The organism is uncultured Aquimarina sp., from assembly GCF_947496855.1.
Taxonomy (GTDB): Bacteria; Bacteroidota; Bacteroidia; order Flavobacteriales; family Flavobacteriaceae; genus Aquimarina.
Map to the genome: position 1 here is coordinate 112750 of NZ_CANMED010000005.1, position 17938 is coordinate 130687.

10 protein-coding genes are annotated in these 17938 nt (G+C 35.2%); 7 read left to right on the forward strand and 3 right to left on the reverse strand.

All coding sequences use genetic code 11. From position 1 onward, the window contains the following. Positions 1 to 3: 3 nt before the first annotated feature. From Q0921_RS15490 to Q0921_RS15520, 7 genes are read left to right on the forward strand one after another with little or no spacing between them, the layout of a single operon-like run. Positions 4 to 798 carry a gluconate 5-dehydrogenase gene (locus tag Q0921_RS15490; RefSeq protein ID WP_299258422.1) on the forward strand — a complete coding sequence of 265 codons (795 nt, stop codon included), beginning with the start codon at positions 4 to 6 and terminating at the stop codon, positions 796 to 798. After that, positions 798 to 2042 (forward strand): DUF4861 domain-containing protein, encoded by a 1245-nt coding sequence (locus tag Q0921_RS15495; protein WP_299258423.1) that lies wholly within the window; start codon positions 798 to 800, stop codon positions 2040 to 2042. The genes Q0921_RS15490 and Q0921_RS15495 overlap by 1 nt, the downstream gene beginning before the upstream one ends. Before the next feature lies 1 nt (position 2043). Beyond that, positions 2044 to 3039, forward strand: coding sequence for a sugar kinase (locus Q0921_RS15500; protein WP_299258424.1), 996 nt, complete (start codon positions 2044 to 2046; stop codon positions 3037 to 3039). After that, on the forward strand, positions 3040 to 3705 hold the full coding sequence (locus Q0921_RS15505; protein WP_299258425.1) for a bifunctional 4-hydroxy-2-oxoglutarate aldolase/2-dehydro-3-deoxy-phosphogluconate aldolase: 666 nt from the start codon (positions 3040 to 3042) through the stop codon (positions 3703 to 3705). It abuts the gene before it with no gap. Positions 3706 to 3709: 4 nt separating this feature from the next. Next, positions 3710 to 4690 (forward strand): TRAP transporter substrate-binding protein, encoded by a 981-nt coding sequence (locus Q0921_RS15510; RefSeq protein ID WP_299258427.1) that lies wholly within the window; start codon positions 3710 to 3712, stop codon positions 4688 to 4690. Continuing rightward, positions 4687 to 5148, forward strand: a complete 462-nt coding sequence (locus tag Q0921_RS15515) for a TRAP transporter small permease (protein ID WP_299258428.1) — start codon at positions 4687 to 4689, stop codon at positions 5146 to 5148. The genes Q0921_RS15510 and Q0921_RS15515 overlap by 4 nt, the downstream gene beginning before the upstream one ends. 10 nt (positions 5149 to 5158) lie before the next feature. Then, positions 5159 to 6454, forward strand: coding sequence for a TRAP transporter large permease (locus Q0921_RS15520; RefSeq protein WP_299258430.1), 1296 nt, complete (start codon positions 5159 to 5161; stop codon positions 6452 to 6454). Between the two features lie 102 nt (positions 6455 to 6556). Here Q0921_RS15520 and Q0921_RS15525 read toward each other — a convergent pair whose 3' ends face one another. The 3 genes from Q0921_RS15525 to Q0921_RS15535 all read right to left on the reverse strand — a co-directional run bounded on the left by Q0921_RS15525 (position 6557) and on the right by Q0921_RS15535 (position 17846). Next, positions 6557 to 10735: a G8 domain-containing protein gene (locus Q0921_RS15525; RefSeq protein ID WP_299258432.1), complete on the reverse strand. Its 4179-nt coding sequence runs from the start codon at positions 10733 to 10735 to the stop codon at positions 6557 to 6559. 763 nt (positions 10736 to 11498) lie between these two features. Beyond that, positions 11499 to 13727 carry an Ig-like domain-containing protein gene (locus Q0921_RS15530; RefSeq protein WP_299258434.1) on the reverse strand — a complete coding sequence of 743 codons (2229 nt, stop codon included), beginning with the start codon at positions 13725 to 13727 and terminating at the stop codon, positions 11499 to 11501. 81 nt (positions 13728 to 13808) lie between these two features. Further along, entirely contained in the window at positions 13809 to 17846 is a 4038-nt protein-coding gene (locus Q0921_RS15535) for an Ig-like domain-containing protein (RefSeq protein WP_299258436.1), read from the reverse strand. Between the last annotated feature and the right edge of the window lie 92 nt (positions 17847 to 17938).

Genomic DNA, 17938 nt, shown 5'->3' on the forward strand with positions numbered 1-17938 from the left:
TCTATGTCATTATCTCTATTTGATTTAAAAGGTAAAAATGCTTTAATAACAGGATCAACTCACGGTTTAGGAATGGCCATGGCAAAAGGATTGGGACTTGCGGGAGCTACTATCATTGTAAATGGTAATTCTTCTCAAGAAAAAATCGATCTCGCCGTAGAAACCTATAATAACTTAGGGATCCATGCTAGAGGCTATAAATTCGACGTGACCAATGAACAAGAAGTAATACAAGCTGTACAGCAAATTGAAAATGAAATCGGAATAATCGATATATTAATCAATAATGCCGGAATAATAAAACGTGTTCCTCTAGAAGAAATGGAAGTAGTCGATTTCAAACAAGTGATTGATGTCGATCTAGTGAGCCCTTTTATAGTTTCCAAACATGTAGTAAAAGCAATGATTGAACGAAAATCCGGAAAGATTATTAATATCTGTTCTATGATGAGTGAATTGGGTCGCAATACGGTCGGTGCCTATGCTGCTGCTAAAGGAGGTTTGAAAATGCTTACTCAAAATATGGCAACAGAGTGGGCAAAGCACAATATACAAATCAATGGCATTGGCCCGGGATATTTCGCAACTGAGCAGACTGCCCCAATCCGAGTTGATGGACATCCTTTTAACGATTTTATCATTAATCGCACACCTGCTGCAAAGTGGGGAGATCCCAATGAATTAGCCGGTACAGCCATATTTTTAGCTTCTAAAGCTAGTGATTTTGTAAACGGTCATATTCTATATGTCGATGGAGGCATTCTAGCTACCATTGGTAAACCTGCAAATGAAACGTAATGAAGCATCTATTTATTCTTATCACCGCATTTCTCTTGATTACTTCTAGCTGTAAAAAGGCCAAAAAGTATACTACAGAACCAAAACACATAAGTTTTAAGAATACGCTAGATATAAAACGTGTCGATGAAAATATTTCTATTCCAAGAGATAAAATAATATCCATACTAGATAGCATCCCAAAAAACAGAGTTCCCATGATGAAAGACTCATCAGGGAAAATAATTCCTTTTCAACTAGATGATTTAGAGAAAAATGGTATTTGGGATGAACTCAGTCTAACTCTTGACTTTAAACCAAACCAATTACTTGATTTAGAATTAACTACTATCGCTCCAGAAAGTATTCCTTCATTCACTCCAAGAACGAATATTAGATTTGGAATTGGAACTAACAAAACGAATGTAAGAGAAGTTTTAGAACAAAAACGCATAGGTGATCCTAGAACTAATGATAGTATCTTTTATCAAATGGAAGGTCCTGCTTGGGAGAACGACAAGGTTGGTTTTAGGTTCTATTTCGATCCACGCAATGGCATAGATATTTTCGGAAAAACTACCTCAGGACTAGTTCTTGACAGAGTTGGTCTAGGGGAGGGAAATTATCACGAATTAGATGATTGGGGAATGGATATTCTTAAGGTTGGTAATTCATTAGGTGCAGGAGCATTAGCAATAAAAAAGAATGATACTTTAATTAGAATAACGGGAAAGGATCAAGCCGAATTCAAAGTCATCGCTGAAGGTCCTATAAGATCGATTTTTGAAATGACTTATGAAAACTCTAAGATTGGAGATCAACGCATAAATGTTATTCATAGAATCACTATTTGGAAAGGGCAATGGGGATATCAAAATGAAGTTTTTTTTAAAGGCATAACGGATCAAATGAAATTAGTAAGTGGTATTGTAAATTTGAAACCCAATAAATTATATTCAAAAATAGTAGAAAACTACCATGCTTTAGAAACATATGGCCCGCAATCAGAGAATAATGACGCACTTGGAATGGCAATCATTGTACCAAAAGAAGATTTTATAGATAACGGCGAAGCTCCAAAGGAAAAAGCAGATATCGTTAAAACATATTACACAGTAATGAATGCTTCAAATAAAAGACCTACGGCTTTTTATTTCCTTTCAGGATGGGAACGATCTCATCAACAGTTTAAAACTTATAACGGATTTGAAAAAATGATTATCAATACGATCGAAAGACTATCAAATCCAATATTGATTCAATAATATGCATAAAAGAGTTGTTACTTTAGGCGAAGTTCTAATGCGTCTCACCACTACGTCTAATGATCGTTTCGAGCAATCGGATACCTATGCCGTGCATTTTGGTGGAGCAGAAGCCAATGTTGCCATCTCTTTAGCAAACTGGAATATTTCTACTGCTCATATTACGGCATTTCCAGATCATACCATAGGAAAGGCAGCCTTTAGTTATTTAAGAAAACATGGCGTAGATACTGATTATATAAAGTTAAGTGATGGAAGAATGGGCCTATATTTTCTAGAAAACGGAGTGATGCAACGATCTTCTAAAATTATTTATGATCGTTTTGATTCTGTATTTTCAAAATTAGACCCAGCCCTTTTTAATTGGGATGAAATTTTAGAAGGAACGGACTGGTTTCACTGGACTGGAATTACTCCTGCAATTTCAGCATCTGCAGCACAATTATGCTTGGACGCAGTCTCCTCAGCTCAAAAATTAGGAATTACAATAAGTGGTGACATCAACTATCGCAGGAATCTCTGGCAATATAGAAAATCGCCTTTAGAAATAATGCCTGAACTTATAAACAAGAGCAATGTCATTATAGGAGGGCTGACAGATTTCGAAAATTGTTTAGGAATATCTGCTAAAAGCTACGAAGAAGGTTGTAAAAAAGTCCAGCAAAAATATCCTTCTGTACACACTTTATCCAATACACATCGAGAAATTATATCTGCTACATATAATAAACTGTCTGCCATACTATGGAAAAATGAAAAACTCCAGTTGTCGAAGATATATGATATGGAAAATATAGTGGATCGAATCGGTGGTGGAGACGCTTTTATGGCTGGATTGATTTATGGACTATTGCATCAAGAAGATAAAGAAGCGCTTGAATTCGCAGTAGCTTCATCGGTGCTGAAACACGGAATTCTTGGAGATTCGAATTTGGTTTCTGTAGAAGAAGTAAAACAATTAGTACAAGGCGATAATACTGGAAGGTTATTACGATAGATGAAATACACACACGAACATATAATTAAAGTTATGGAAGATACAGGATTGATTCCTGTATTTAATCACGTCGATCTTCGTATTACCAAAAAAGTATTGGACGCTTCTTATAAAGCAGGTATAAGAGTATTTGAATTCACTAATAGAAATGAAAAAGCATTAACTGTATTTACTGAATTACATGAATACGCATCTAAATATGATGATCTTGTTTTGGGTATCGGTACTATTTTTACGAAAACTCAAGCACGAGAATTTCTAGATATTGGTGCAGACTTTATAGTTTCTCCTGCCTTGATTCATGAAGTTGCTGATTTTTGCAACATACAAGAAATCCTATGGATTCCCGGATGCGCTACCCTCACAGAAGTATATACTGCTCATCGACTAGGAACAAAGCTTATTAAAGCCTTTCCTGGTAATGTTTTGGGACCTGACTTTATAAAAGCCGTTAAAACAGTTTTACCTTATATAAAAATAATGCCAACAGGAGGTGTACAACCTACATTAGAAAACCTGAAACTTTGGTTTCATTCTGGCGTTAGTTGTGTTGGAATGGGATCGCAACTTTTTAATAAAGAAGATATTAAGAGTGAAAATTTTCTAAAACTAACTAGAGACATCAAAGAAACGCTACAGCATATTCAAAAAGTGAAAAATATATAAACCCATGATGATCAAGAAACTATTATTACTTTTTATAGGATTATTTCTATTAGGATCTTGTTCTACAGAAAAGAAAACTAAAATACTCAGACTTGCACATACTTTGGACACCAAACACCCCGTGCACAAGGCGATGAAAATTTTAGGAGAAAAGCTTGAAAAAAAATCGAATGGCACTCTAAAAGTTAAATTGTATCCAAGTGGTCAATTGGGAGCAGAGCGTGAATGCTTGGAATTATTACAAATAGGAAGTCTTGACATCACTAAAGTTTCTGCAGCGGTATTAGAAAATTTTATAACTGAATATAAAGTTTTCAGTATCCCTTATTTATTTAGAGACAGGGAACACGCGTTTCAAGTTTTTGATGGTACAATCGGAGGTGACATGCTTACTAAGGGAGACAAATATCGATTAAGAGGACTCACTTTTTATGATGCAGGAAGCCGAAGTTTTTATACTAAAGAAAAACCAATAAGTACTCCCGAAGATCTTAAAGGTCTTAAAATTAGAGTTCAAAAAAGCAATATGGCGGTAGCTATGGTTAACTCTTTAGGTGGTTCCCCTACTCCTATTTCATGGGGAGAATTATATACCGCATTGCAACAAGGTGTTGTGGATGGTGCAGAAAACAATCTCCCTAGCTTTTATACTTCCAAGCATTATGAAATATGTAAATATTTTAGCTTGGATCAGCACACTGCTGTCCCCGATGTTCTACTAATTGGTTTAGATAGCTGGGAACGGTTATCTAAACAAGAACAGGCTTGGTTAAAAGAAGCGGCCAAAGAATCTACTATTGAGCAACGTAGATTATGGGCAGATTCTGAAAAAGAGTCTTTGGATGCTATAACTGCATCAGGAGTTGAAATTATAACACCTGATAAAGTTTCGTTTGAAAAACAAACAGAAAGCATTAAAACTATGTTTCGGGATCAACCTGAAATGTTATCTCTGATTAAAAATATCAAAAACACTAATCAATGAGAAAAGTAATTGATATATTTTTAGAAAAGGCTCTGATTCTGATATTCTCTATAATGCTGTTTAGTGTAATATGGCAGGTGTTTTCGAGATTTTTATTGAAATCTCCCAGTACAATTACAGACGAAATCTCTAGCTTTTCTCTGATATGGTTAGGTCTTCTGGGAGCAGCATATGCAACAGGAAAACGCTTACATCTTGCTATAGATTTAATACCCAGCCATATCGTAGCAAAAAAACAACAACTATATGATGGAATCGTTCACGGAGCAGTATTTATTTTTGGATTGTTGGTTATGGTAATTGGTGGCGCAAGACTTTGCTGGCTTACATTCGTATTTCAGCAAAAATCAGCTACGCTAGAGATCCCTTTAGGATTTATTTATTTGGTAATACCTATCAGTGGATTATTAGTTTGTTACTACTCTATGGAAATTCTACTTCGAAAAAAACGATTTTAAAATATATTTTATGAATTATACTGAAGTTTTGATCCTGACCCTTAGTTTTCTGGTATTACTTTCTATACGCGTTCCTGTAGCCTATGCTATTGGGCTTTCTGGCTTGTTTACGCTTATGGTGGCTATGCCATTCATGCCTTCAGTAACGACATTAGCACAACGTATGGCAACATCATTAGATAGTTTTACACTTTCCGCCATTCCTTTTTTTATTCTAGCCGGCCAGATTATGAATAAAGGAGGTATCGCTGTAAGGCTAATAAATTTTGCAAAAGCTATCGTGGGACCTCTTCCTGGAGGTTTGGCTTTTGTAAACATATTTGCTTGTATGCTTTTTGGTGCTATATCTGGATCTGCAGTTGCTGCAGCCTCAGCAATTGGAGGGTTTATGAATCCGATGATGGAAAAAGAAGGATATGATAAACCTTTTAGTGCCGCTGTGAATATTACGAGTTCTACTACAGGCTTATTGATTCCTCCGAGTAACGTATTGATTATATACTCTCTTGCCAGTGGTGGCGTTTCTATTGCAGCTTTATTTGTAGCAGGATATGTACCTGGATTACTTATTGGTCTTGCTCTAATGCTAGTTGCAGGTGTTTATTCAGTAATCAAAAAGTATCCTACGGAAAAGCTGGTGAGCTTTAGAGAATTTTTCAAAAGATTTTTAGATGCATTACCTAGCTTATTGTTGTTAGTTGTAGTTATTGGAGGAATCGTTGCTGGAATTTTTACAGCTACAGAAGCTTCTGCTATTGCCGTGATTTACACTTTTGTATTAGCCTTGGCTTATAAAGAGATTTCTTTTAAAAGTATTGCATCCATACTTCTGGAAACTATAAAAACCTCATCAATTGTATTATTATTGATTGCTACCTCTATCGCAATGTCTTGGGTAATGTCCTATGAAAATATTCCACAGGAAATCAGTAATGCGTTACTTTCTGTTAGTGATAATCCAATAATAATCTTGATTCTTATAAATCTGATTTTACTATTTGTTGGTGTTTTTATGGATATGACTCCTGCAATATTAATTTTTACCCCTATATTTTTACCTATAGTTTCTGACTTAGGTATGAATCCAATTCACTTTGGTATTGTTATGATATTAAATCTTTGTATTGGATTGTGCACCCCTCCAGTAGGTTCTGTGCTTTTTGTGGGGTGTAGTGTTGCCGAATTAAGTATTCAAAAAGTAATTAGACCTTTAATGCCTTTGTTTTTGATTATGATTCTGGTCCTAGTTTTAATTACTTATATCCCAGCACTAAGTCTATGGTTACCAAGGATGTTTGATTTGTAAGCTTTTATTGAAAAACGGGGGTTCTTTTCTTATAGCCAAAAAATTAAATTTTAATGTAAATAACCTCAAGACTAATAAGTCTTGAGGTTATTTGTTATTGCATTAATTAGTTTTTACAACCTTATATATCATAGGATTCATTCGATGATTCTCTATATCGATAATTCGTACCATATAAATTCCCTTAGACAACTGACTGAAATCAATTTCATTTTCCGTTTCATCTAAAGATTTACTTATTTTTTCGGCACCTAGAATATCATAAACCTTAATGAGTTTGTTGGAAATGTTTCCAGATATAAACAACGTATTTTGGACAGGATTAGGGTAAAGCACAATAGGATCTTGATTATTATCCCTATTTAGATTCTCTTTTCCTATCACCTCAAATACCCAATGCTGATTTTGATTTGCATCGTCACTAGCCCATAAATATGCTGATTGATTATTTTCGCCTCCATTATTTCCATCTATTGAAAACGTATTTGCGTTACGTTTTTCAAGACGATACATATTGTTAGCTATGCGTACTTTTAGCCATTGTTGGTTCTGATTAGTAGCATTACAATCCCAAAGTTTAAGATTTTGACCATTTACACCAGAGGCTCCACCATCCATGCAATACGTAGTATTTACTTTTTGATACGAATAATACCCATTACCACGGTCTATTTCTATCCATTGCTGATTGACATTGTTAGGGTTTGCCTGCCATAGTTTAACATTCTGATCGCGTGCTCCACTGCCTCCACCATCTAAGGCAAAATTCGTAGCATTACGTTTACGTATATGAACAATTGGATTGCCATCATTATTGTTATTACTAACTATTTCTATTGTTTTTGTTACCGTCGTAGTTATGCCATCATTATCGGTAGCAATAGCTTTTAATACATAATTTCCGGCTACAAGATTCAATAATCCAGCATCATTTTGACCAGGGTTTGAAGTACCCCATTCATATGGAGTTGCATTTTCTTGTCTTATCAATAGATCATTAATGTATAGTTTTATATTAGAAACAGCTCCACTATTAACAGCAACTACAACACCCAAATCATCACCTTCTTCCAATTGTGTATCCGTAGGACTAGTAAATACAATTTCTGGTGTATTATCACAAGGAGCATCTGATGCATTCGGGCCATGAATATAATCAATAAAAGTATGCCTTGATGCTGATGCATCCGGTGGAAAATCTAATCGAATTTTAGTAATTGTTTTTCCCATCCAAGTATTGAGGCTACTCATATCAAAGATAAGTTCTTCATACACATTAGTAGCTTGCGGATTTACTGTTACGGAGCGAGCTGCTGCAAAGCCAGGTTGATCTGTAGTAGTCCAAAATAGCTGAAAAACACCAGTTGCTTCAGACTTAGCTCTAATCCTTAATTGTGGTACTTGGTTACCTTGAAATTTTAGCCCATTTCTCACAATATGAGGATCATTAGAGTTATCTGCTCTTATTAACCAATATTCATCACTGCTTGTATTTTCAGCAGCTGTATTAAATCGTTGAAAACTTTCCGAGGTTTTATTAAATCCAAAGTTTAAATCAGAAGCATTATTTGGATTACCACAGGTATCCGTTTCCACAATATCTGGTCTTCCATCTCCGTCACTATCATTAGAATTAGCTCCACCAAGATCATTGGTCGTACAAGGAAGAGCAGCCGGCTGAAAACTTCCGTTATTATCCCAATTTAAAGTAACATTTACTCTAGTGTCACCTTCAGCAGCTCTGAATTTAACATATACATCTCCATTGCTGGCTATAAAATACCCATTATTGGTAGCATTTTCTACTGCTACTCTAGAATTTAATCGCGGAGGTCCATTCACTCTAAAATTCCCAAGCTTTCCTAAACCTTTAAAACATGCAAACCCTAGATCTCCTGCGTCACCTCTATTCCAAATAAGCAGTATACTTTTATTTGCAGGAGCCTTATCAAAATAATAGGTGTACTGAAAATCTTCGTTTACGATCATAGGAAATTTATAGGTTCCTGACTCTGATGAACCTGACTCATAAAAACAAACATCATCAGTACCTGGTTTAGAACGAACAATAGACATACGGACCCCACTTTTATTTATTTTAGCCATCCATAGGGATGCAAAGTAATAATCAGATCGAGCTGCATTTCTCCAAGAAGGATGTCTATATTCATGTCCATCCCTAAGAAACGCGACGTCTCTAATTAGTGTACCTGGTTTTCCTAACATTGTTCCATCATAATCTTTAAAAAATTGACCAACTTTTCTGGTGCGGGTAGCAGCTGTGTTGGGCAAAGGGAAAAATCTAAATGGGAAAGGCTCAGAAAATCCTTTAGTGGTTCCTCTAAAGCTAGGATTGAAATTCTCTGTAGCGCCTCCACCAGTAATTTGTTTGATCATTTCAGCATTTGATCGATTCCATCCTTCAAAATGACAATCGATATGTCTTCCTGGTCCATCATAGAATCTAAAGAATTCTCGTGTCCCACTAAAAACACCCAGATCCGTATCCACATTAAAAAGACTATTTTCTATAGTTAGGTCACCAGCAAGCATCGTAACCGTTTTATTGTCACTAAAGGCGCAATTAAAGAAAACTGTATTTTTGTTCTGTCCATTTACTCCCAAACCGGAATAAATTGCTTGATCATTTCCATAGAACAAACCATTTTTAATTAGTTGTCGAGTACCTATATCCCAACCGAAATTTGCTTTTATAGAATGGTCATCGTTCAATTGATCAAAAACATCAAAACCAGTCATACTGGTATGAGCAACAAATCCGTCAAACCTTCCTAACTTATCTTTCCAAGGAAGTGGATTGCCTTTATAATAATCCAATTCACCTGTTGCAAATAATGGCCCATTTGCAGGAAAGGCAAACCAAAATCCAGTTCCTTCCGTTCCTGCAGCGATATTATTCTCAAAGTAATTATTCGGATTGGTGATCCAGTATGATGAAGGTGTTCTGTTTTGCGGAGCATTAAATTGATTATCAGAAGGTGTTAGTTGCTCTCCAGGTTTTGGTCTCCTTGTTACAAACACTACATTGTTTTTGAGTGTATTAAAACGTTCTCCTCCATCTTCAAAAAATATCCCATGTCCAATATGATCATAGGCAAATACTCCATCTACGGTTACATAGTCTGTACCGTGAATGGTTACTGCACGATTAAAAGATTTATGTACACTACTATTTCTTAAATAACTGCCTTGTGCTTTATCTTCGTTTAAATGCCAATGGAATGGATATCTTCCTAAAACTCCTTTTTGACCCATCTTGTAGAGTTCTACATGTTCTGCGTGAGCAGTAGAATTCTTCATTAGCATAATATGACCACCAAATCCAGTTTGTTCATTATTCCCATTCATTTTACCCTGAATCTTGATATAATGCGACAACAAACCTACTTCTCCATAAATATCTACATTCCAAGTTTTTCCATCTCTGGCTCTCGTATATGTTTTAGATCCACCGATATGTTTAAATTTAAGAGGAGATGTGAGTGTAAGAGTTTTTCTATCACCGCTAATAGCCGTTATCTCTCCTTCGTCTACATTGTTCCAAGCTTTAGATTGACTACTGGCTAAACCTGTAGCAGTCAATGCGATTTTATCGCCTACCTCCCAATCAACAGCCTCTTTTAAGGTAATTTGCGTAGCACCGATATTGGCAGTAGTGGCGATGTTTGTCCAACTCATTCTTTTTTTACCGTGTAGCTCTAATCGACCTCCGCCCATTACCATTATAGCTTTATAAGAGGCAGGTGCATTGTTTATTTTATTACCTGTAAGTGTTATTTGACAACTAATCCCGTTATTATTTTGAGTGGCATAGTACGGCTGGGCTTCAGTACCTATTTCTAGATAACCGCCATTGGCTACCATAATACTTTGTGTTTCTAGGTCGATCCACGCTCCTTCCGATTGCCAATTTACAGCACTCAATTTTCCTTGTACTGTGATACTTTTTGCTCTGCATGTACCAACCATAATTAGATTAGTTCCTTGTGGGACTATAACATCATCGTTTGCTGTTGGTTTTATGCCGTTAGGCCATGTAGATGGATCTGTCCATAATCCAGAACTAATTGGTCTAATCGTAGCCAAACTATTAGGAGGTACACAATCATATGAGGAAGTGACTTTGGGAGGTGGAACTTTGTTATTTGCAAAGAGAGTACCAATACAAAAAGTAAAAAATATAAGGACCACTGTAGTTGCGAAAGCGTTTCGTTTTGCTAAGCACTTCAGTATGGATATTGGGATTGTTAGTTTTTTCATGATTTGTTGAGTTTGCTTTATTTTAATTTTAAGGTTTATAATAAGAGTATATTCTTTTAACTATGATATTTATTAATCTTCATCGATATTACACTTTGTCATATTAAAAAATTGTAATCTATATAGTTGAACACAAATCACAGATATTGATTTAATCAACTAAAAAACTATAAAGTTTTAGCAAGATTTAATATTCAATTCTATGTAGCAACCACTAATTTTTAATCTTTTAACTAAATAACATCACCAATCCTCTTTATGAAAAATTCACAAAAGGAATGCCGTATGCGCTAACGCATATTAAATATTAAAGATCTAAGGGAAGAAATATTTTTTTTGGTATTAAATATCTTTTAAAACAACATTTTAAAAACGAATACTACCATATGTAATCTCTTTTAAGTTATAAATATTGTCCCAATAATGTTTGTTTAAAGTATTGTAATATTCATAAAAGAAGAGTCTGGATCTTCTTTTCATAACCACTTAACAATATTAACGAAATTATTGACTTAGTTTATATTAAATCAATCTTCAAAAAACATAAAATACTGTATATCATATATTTAAATTTATTTTTTCAATATTTTTTATAGATTTCGCAAAGAACACTTCTGTGATATTTCGATTAAAAAGTGATATTGTTTTTATTAAAAATGAGTAAATGCTTATACTACAATTAAAATGGTATATTTTTTTGATGAAAATTTAACAACCAAGACACTTAATTCAATAAAATATCCTGGTTGTTATTAGCTCAATTTTATTTTTTAACAAACAATAATGATTCTTTAAACCTAACTGATTTTACTAATAAGAAATAAGAGCCTGAAGGTAATTCTGAAACCTCCAAAACTTCCGTTTCATTCTTTGTACTTATCTCTTTTATTAAGCGTCCATCCAGACTTACTATTTGAAGCGTTTTTAATTCAGATGACATACCTGACACAGTAAATGAAGAAGATAAAATCGGATTCGGAAATGCTTTGATCTGTACCAAATCGTTTTCTGGTCTTTCACGATTACAATTCGGCGCTGTCGGAGAATTGCTAAAGTAAATAGTAGCATCTTTTGTTTTAGAAACTAAGACCATATTTTCTCCATCTCTTGCTACCCAATACGATCCATCTAATCCCTCAAAACCAGTATTATTTAAAGTAACCTCTGGTTGAGCATTCTGTAACTGAAAAGTCATTGTATCTTTAAAATCTACATACCAGTCTGGAGATCCATTATTAGTGTTTATAGCAAATTGATACAGACCATTACTATCTGGCACCCAATTAATCGTAAATTTTCTGAAGTTTCCTAATTTAGGTCCGTTATCCCCTAACACATGTACGTTACTATAAGTGATTTTATCCATAGGGCTTAGACCACTATTCATTGGCGCTCCAAAGGAACATGTATCTCCGCCACCTGAATCTGTTCCTCTTACTGTTAGTGTAAATGTTGCTTGATTGGTTGCTCCATCATTATCCGTAGCAATCGCTTTAAATGTATAAGAACCAGTACCCAACCCATTTATTTCTTGAGGGTTTGGAGAGGTATCATGACCCCATTCGTATGGAGCATTAACTTCTTGGCGCACAAGGTCATTATCTATATACAACTTTACATTAGCTACAGTTCCATCGGAATCAGATGCATTCACAACTGCAGTAAGATCATATCCTTCATCAACCGTAATATTACCCAATGGTAATGCAAAAGATACATTTGGTTTTTGATTATTTGAAGTACCAGTCACTGTTACTGTTATCGACTTACTTGATTTAGCACCATCATTATCAGTTGCTTCAGCTTTGATTGTATGCTGTCCGACTGGTAATCCTAAAAGCTCATTTGCATTATTCCCTTGTCCCCAAGTGTAGGGAGCATTGACCTCTTGACGAATAAAATCGCCGTCTACATATAATTTTACATTACTAATAGAACCATCATTATCAGATGCATTTACAGTAACTTCGAGTTCATCATAACCTTCGGGCAAACTAATATCTCCTGATGGTGAAGCAAAAGAAATGTTTGGTTTTTGATTGGATCCTCCTGTACCAATTGAAGAAGGACATTGACTCTCAGAAGACTCGGAAACACACCAATCAGCAAATCGTACCTGCTCATCATTTAATCCACTCGTTTTTCCTCTATAAACACCCCATTTAGGTCTATTATAATCTGCTCCACTTCTCCATAAATCTATATTAGAATTAGAATAAGAAAAAACAGTTTGTCCATTAGACACTTTTTTCAGCACCACATTGAGTGTTCCATTATCCCCATGTTTTATTTTCACATACCCTTCGATCCATTCTCCTTTAAATCTAGATAGTGGTTCTTGTTTTAGATCAACATAAACAGAATTCGGATTTTTTCTATTATGTACCAACTCAAATTTATCTTTTTGTGCTGATAAAGTTAGTATTGGTGGCTTATCATTACTTCCTCCTTTAGCCTTTAATTGAAAGAAGTGACAAAATCTATTACTAGCTTTATAATTACTTGCTAAACGAAACTTCCACCTATAGTAGCTAGTAGAATTTCTGGGGTGACGCAAAGTATTGGAACTAGCTCCTGGTCCTCCTTTTATTTCAATGCGCACACGATCATCATTTTTACATCGATCATCATCGTCATCGATATGACTATGAAAAACAAATACATTCTTGTCTAATTCATTATCAAACCTTTGGGTAATATGAGGTCCAAAACTCTTGTGCTTACAATCTGGATCTTCTATACCAAACCCATCATTTTTTATAACAGAATACCCACTGCCTGAACTGGAAGTAGCAGAAGAAGTAGTTTGGGATTGAAGCAAGGGTATATTGGCAAATAAGATACACCAAAGGAATGCACCAGACCTATTGATAAATAAATCAGAAAATAATTTTTGTCTTCTAATATTTACATTTAATTGCTGCTCATTAGTAGCGAGATATTCTCGCAACCAAAATAACTTTTGATTAAGTCTTGTTTTAAAATTTTTCATTGTGATTAGCTGTTTTTAACGTGCAGTTATTAGCATTAGGGCATTCTGTTTAACAAAACATCCTAATGCTAATTATAGATTCTATTTTTTTATAAATAACAGTGATTCTTTGAATCGAACTGCTTTAACCGAAAGGAAATAAGAACCTGATGGCAATTCAGAAACATCTATAGTTTCTCTCTCATTTTTAGTAGTAATTTCTTTTACAACTCTTCCATCTACACTTATTATTTGAAGTGTTTTTAATTCTTCAGACATCATCCCAGTAACTGATAAATAAGAATCTAAAACTGGATTAGGAAATGCATTTATTTGTGTAAAATCTGTTTCTGGGTTTGATCTATTACAATTAGGAGCGGTTGCTGAATTACTGAAATAAATTGTATAATTTCCAGACTTAGAAACCAATGCAAAATTAGCACCGTCTCTAGCTACCCAATAAGCACCGTCCAATCCATCAAAACCAGTATTATTCAGAGTAACTTCTGGATTAGAATTCTGTAACTGAAAACTCATGGAATCTTTAAAATCTACATACCAATCTGGTGATCCATTATTTGTATTTATTGCAAATTGGTGTAACCCATTATTCTCAGGTACCCAATTAATGGTAAACTTTCGGAAATTACCTAGTTTAGGACCATCCGTTCCTAACACATGTACATTAGCATACGTAACTTTATCCATAGCAGCCAAACTACTACTTGCAGGAGTTACAAATGAACAAGTACTTCCTCCGCCCGTATTGGTACTCTGAACAGTTAAAGTAAAAGTTATCTCGCTACTTTGTCCTTCATTATCAGTAGCAACAGCTTTTATACTATAAGTCCCGGCAGAACGTCCGTTCAATTCTTCAGGATTAGGTGATCCATCATGTCCCCACTCATAAGGAACTACACTCTCTTGACGAATTAAACTATTATTGATATATAATTTAACATTTGATACACTACCATCAGGATCAGAGGCATTTACAACTACCGTAAGATCATATCCTTCTTGTACTGTAATATTGCCAGAAGGTGAAGCGAAGGAAACATTTGGAGCCTGATTATCCGTTTGTGTTTTAATAATGACTGTTCTAGAAACTTCTGTAGAGAGTTGTTCTTGACCTTGCTCAAAAGCTCTAGCGGCTATTGTGTATGTTCCTGCGGTTGTTGGTGTCCAGCTCACGCTATAAGGAGCTGTTTGATCCTGTTTGAAAAAAGAACTATTAACTTTAAAGTTTACTTTTTCAATACTTCCCTCAGCATCTGATGCATTGGCGCTTAGGGAAATGGTTTCTCCAAGCATATATTCCTGATTATTCTGAGAAGGATTAGTCAATGATACCGTTGGAGCTGTATTTTCAGTTGGATCCGTACTATTTTTAGTTACTACTATTACCCAATCGCTTCCTGTACTGTTAGGTGCGTTTCCTAAAGATCTGTTTCCACCTCCGTTAACATTGATTACAGAACCATTGACTAAATTACCGCCAGTACGTGGGTTATACCATTTAACAGTAAATTGACCACTCTGTCCATTTAAATTAAGATTTGTAGAACCTCCATTTTTTAAATATACTACATAGGCTTCTCCTTGTTTTGCATAACAATAGTCGTTATTATTAGACGATAAAGAATTATTATTTCGCATTTGTGTCAAAGGAAGATCTACAATGTCAAAAAATCTAATTGCATGACGACCATAATCCCACCATTTGTCTCTACTTCTAAAATTCTGTAAAGAAAGATCGGAATCGTCATATCCATAACCAAAATACCATTCATTACCCCATCCACCTGCAAGTAAGGTGCCCCACATAGCATTTTTCCTACCATCCGTATGAGAATTACCTGCATCATTATCTGGTCGAATAGCATTCTCCGCATCTCCGGGTTCATCAACGGCTACTGCCCACTTTTTTCCTGCATTTCTTGATTTATCTACCCATTCTTTTGTCCAACTAAAAACATTTCCAAAACTAGATTGATTCGTCTGCATGGAAAGCCCCGTAAGGTTTGATGTATTCCCTAACAAATCCTCCGGAAAAAAAGAAGGTGCATTATGAATAACGATATGATGACGATATGGATCATTATTCCAGAAATATTGAGTCATTGCTCTTCGTTGAGCAGTACTTTGATTCGTACTACCAAAAGTTCCATTTTCTTCACCAAGATTCCAATTAAGTGCTAAATTATGTCCAAATCTGGCAATTAGTTCACGATAATATAATTTACGTTGTGTTCCTACATTTCCATTATCAAGGAGCATCTCGTTTTCCGTTTCTTGTGTTTTAAAGTGTGCAAAAATTCCATTTTGCTGCATATGCTCAATAACGATAGCCCATTGTGCTAATTTGGAGACATCCATACGAGTACGTTGATTGCTGCCTACATATGGATATACATTGTCATCGTCTCCATCAATATTCATAGTTAAGAACGACATAGCATTTAATCCTTCGCTGGCAATGTAATTTACTGCTCCAATCAATCCTTTTCCTTTTCCGTTCTTCCAGGTTGGATCACCGTTGTCCCAATCTCCTACATGGGGTGCATAATTCTTTCTTCTATTTCCAGCGTTTGGTGTATTATCAAAATCGCTATATGCCAATAAGTTTTCTGGAGAATCAGATCCCTGCTTGATCATATATTTGCCTGTTTCTGCAAAACGTAGATAATGTTCTCCTACATACTGTAAACGCCCTTTTGCTCTAAAATCTCTTCCAGTTTTATCCGATGTATTGATATTTATAGAACCCGTTTCTCCATTCATAAATCCAGCTGCAGTTCCCGCATTCGTGCCATCGTTTACAGCTACATTACTTCCTTTTCTAAAAGAAACTGAATAGTTCCAAGTTCCTGTTTTATCTGGCGCAAAGTGCGCTCTCCATTTATTACCACTGGTTGCAGAAGTTTGCGCTGCATTTCCATCAGCAGCATAATATCCAGGTACTACATAGGATGGAGATCCGCTTTGATGTGTAAATGTTACATTCAATCTATAATCGAGGAATGGATTTTCTCCAGCACTTTCTGAAGTATTTGGGCCATTAAAGGTTAGTGTTATATTATGCCATTTTTTTCGCTCACCTGTAATGGATGCGTTGCTATCACCACCACCAGTATTATCATCACAAAGCGTTTCCTCTAGGGATAAGTTAGTAGCATTTGTGCTTGTGCGGTTTAGTGTTACTCTATCTACAATGTGATGTTTAGAACGGCCAGATATTAACATTGTATATGTACCAGGAGAATCAAATTCTACAAAAACATCGTGAGGATCATTATCACTTACTTTTGATGTCCAAGTCCAGTTTGTCGTTCCTGTAGAATATACTTTAAAATATCCTTCGCTACCAGCTCCTTCAGGATTGGGTGTTTTTCCAGACCCTTTCGGATACACTCTTTCACTTCCTTTTTGTGCATAAAAATCACTAGCATCAGGAAATTTCAACCAAGTATCATTCGCTTCTGTAGCATTATCACCTTCACCCACTTTGGATCTCCATTGGAATTTATATCGTCCTGCAGAATTGATCTTAATTTTTGTATTGATCACTCCATTACCTGGGTCATTAAAATGATCGGGGCCTGTCCATTCTAAGTAACCTGCTCCTGTAAACCCTGATATTGCATTCTTTTTTTGCCAATTTCCTGCTATAGAAAGGTTTTCTGTTTCAATAATAACTAGGCCATTTTTCTCTTCGTAAACAGTATCACAATTATCACCTCCACCAGAAGAACCATTTACTGTAAAGCTTTTTGTGTCTTCATCCGTAGCACCATCGTTATCGGTAACAATTACTTTAATCGTATAATTTCCTGGTTGTGCATTTGCTATAGGATGAGGAGTGTAATCAGAGCCATCAGTATCTACTAATGTTCCATTTACATATACTTGATGTTTTGTAATACTTCCATCAGAATCGTTAGCATTAATATTTACCAGTATATCTGATCCAACCGAGTATGTATTATTAATTCCAATGATGGAGACGGAAGGAGCATTATTATAAGTTTCATCGATTAATTTCTCTCTTGCTATGCCCGAAAAACTGGTACACAGAAATAATATATTAAATACAAGGAATCCAGTGATTCTACTTGTGCTTTTTAAGTGATCTTTCATAATGGTTTTAAGAATATTTGAGGTTAAATTTTTAATAATAAAAACTAATCAATCTGATATTTGTATTTGACTAGTTTAGCGAGTTACACCTA

Coding starts and splice junctions, on each gene's coding strand:
- Q0921_RS15495 (WP_299258423.1), top strand. CDS start 798: ATGAAGCATCTATTTATTCTTATCACCGCATTTCTCTTGATTACTTCT.
- Q0921_RS15500 (WP_299258424.1), top strand. CDS start 2,044: ATGCATAAAAGAGTTGTTACTTTAGGCGAAGTTCTAATGCGTCTCACC.
- Q0921_RS15510 (WP_299258427.1), top strand. CDS start 3,710: ATGATGATCAAGAAACTATTATTACTTTTTATAGGATTATTTCTATTA.
- Q0921_RS15520 (WP_299258430.1), top strand. CDS start 5,159: ATGAATTATACTGAAGTTTTGATCCTGACCCTTAGTTTTCTGGTATTA.
- Q0921_RS15535 (WP_299258436.1), bottom strand. CDS start 17,846: ATGAAAGATCACTTAAAAAGCACAAGTAGAATCACTGGATTCCTTGTA.
- Q0921_RS15505 (WP_299258425.1), top strand. CDS start 3,040: ATGAAATACACACACGAACATATAATTAAAGTTATGGAAGATACAGGA.
- Q0921_RS15525 (WP_299258432.1), bottom strand. CDS start 10,735: ATGAAAAAACTAACAATCCCAATATCCATACTGAAGTGCTTAGCAAAA.
- Q0921_RS15490 (WP_299258422.1), top strand. CDS start 4: ATGTCATTATCTCTATTTGATTTAAAAGGTAAAAATGCTTTAATAACA.
- Q0921_RS15515 (WP_299258428.1), top strand. CDS start 4,687: ATGAGAAAAGTAATTGATATATTTTTAGAAAAGGCTCTGATTCTGATA.
- Q0921_RS15530 (WP_299258434.1), bottom strand. CDS start 13,727: ATGAAAAATTTTAAAACAAGACTTAATCAAAAGTTATTTTGGTTGCGA.